Source organism: Rodentibacter sp. Ppn85, from assembly GCF_001999335.1.
Lineage (GTDB): Bacteria > Pseudomonadota > Gammaproteobacteria > Enterobacterales > Pasteurellaceae > Rodentibacter.
The window spans coordinates 1-2,007 of record NZ_MLHS01000086.1 but is presented as its reverse complement, the minus strand read 5'-3'; the positions used below and the strand labels follow the sequence as shown (position 1 = coordinate 2,007).

Genomic DNA, 2,007 nt, shown 5'->3' with positions numbered 1-2,007 from the left:
GCTCTAGTTCCTGTATATCCATATCTAGTTTTTTCTTTATTTTTCTTTTTATTATAACCAAATGGATATGCTTTATTTTTTGCCATTTCCAAGAAGCGCTCATAGCCTTTTTTAGCCTCATTTGAACTCTTAGATTTCCCTTTTTTAGATAGACCTGGATCATTCCAAAGTCCCCATCCAAAGCATTCAGCAATAAATTTTGAATCATGATAAACAGCACTATCTTCAAAAGGAGTGTAATTATCTAGCATTGATATCACCTCTCTTGATAGATTTTTACAAAACCTAACATTTAAGGCATTAATTGATAATTTATAATATCTTGCTCTCTCATCAAAATGGTTATACCCGCCATTAATTGAAGCACTAATAGTAATTAGGTCATTATTAATTGCATATTTATCAAGCTCTCTTTTTTTCCAAAACCACATCCCTGATCCAACAGCATGTTTTTTCTCTTTTCCTATTCTAACTTTATTGTCACCTAAAAAATTTTCCCCAACACTTTCTCCATATCCTCTGTAATTATCTGCCCAGGTCAATTGCATTACCCCTCTCCCCTTATATCCATCATATACATCTTTTTCTTGAATTCCCTTTCCTAGAATTTCCTCTAAAAATTTATACTCCCCTGACTCATGTAGTGAATTTGCAATAAAAAAAGCTTTCCCTATACACGTATTAATATCATATTTTTTGAAATACTCATTTAAATACTCTAAGAAATCCATAGCTTGTTTATTTTTGATAATTTGATGAAATTCATCCGGAGTAATATCTCTATAGCAAAAACACCCACCCTCTTTAGGTAGAGTAACATCTACAGGCTTCCCATTAGCCACACTTCGTTGCTCTATCGTACTATTCTTTTTATTATCCTGACTATTTTCTTTTTCTGAAGAAGCTTGTTTTTGTTCAGTTTTTTTCTCAGATTTTTCAGATTCTTTCTTTTTTTTAAGTACTTGTTGAGAAAATACATTTCTCGTTCTAAATCCCAAAGGATAATATAACTTTGTCCCTTCAACCAAGCTGCCACTATATATCGTTCGGTTATAAAATATTAATGCTTCAGCCGCATCGCCCCCTAATTTAACCTCAAGGCTATCCCAAGTATCGCCTTTTCTTACAAGGTAATAAGCTCGCGCATAGTCTTGCTCTTCATTATTTTCATTAGCAAGCGCCCTAGTCTTAATGGTATACGTATCCGGCATCAATGCTTTGATTGATGTTTTTCCTTCCGGCCAAACAAATGTATCTGTTGTAGAATGCTGAGTTCTAGGAAATTTTTCACTCCAAAAGACAAGCTCTAACACTTTATGTACCATTGTCGTTGATTTGACCAGTTCTTTATTGAACCACACTTTTCCGTTGTTATCCGCTCTTGGCGGTAAACTTGTAACTAAACCACCATTAATATAGAGCTCAAAATGGCAATATACTATTGGTTTTCTTTCATTATCTAAAAACTCAATACTATATAATTCTTGTTTGCTCATATCTTTCTCTCTTATTCTTTTTCATGATACACAAATTAACTTTCAATTCTCGCTTGACCAACAAGTATGGTTAGCTGCTCTTCAACCTCTCGATAGATGCGGATTGTTCGACCATCTTCATCTAATATCCCATCTGTCACGATGTTCCCCTGACCATCCAATATCGTATAAGGCACTTTCTTTTGACTACAACGTCCATAAATATCATAGACATCCAAACGCGTTGAATAGTAAGTATCTGGTGTTATCGTATTATTAATTGTGGTTTCAAACGGATTTACCGCGTCGGCTTCCCCGCTTTCCTCAATCAACTCCCCTTCAATATACACATTCCCCACCAACTCGATTCCTTCCCGGTTGATGATAATTGAACCGCCCGGACCGCTGATTTCCACCGTTTCATAACCCTCTAAGTCAAATTGGTCGCAGATTTGTTCAAACAGGTCCCCCGCCTGCCAGCTGCCGTTTTGGGCGATGTCGATGTTGAGCTCGTTGCCGACGTGGATGATGG

The 2,007-nt window shown here is 36.2% G+C and carries 1 protein-coding gene and 1 pseudogene; both read right to left on the bottom strand.

Annotation, left to right across the window (positions count from 1 at the left end; translation table 11 throughout):
- On the bottom strand, positions 1–1,496 hold a 1,496-nt coding region (locus BKL51_RS11220; RefSeq protein WP_077466742.1), incomplete at its 3' end, for a hypothetical protein.
- A gap of 35 nt (positions 1,497–1,531) precedes the next feature.
- Positions 1,532–2,007: pseudogene (locus tag BKL51_RS12205) on the bottom strand (hypothetical protein); the annotation flags it as partial.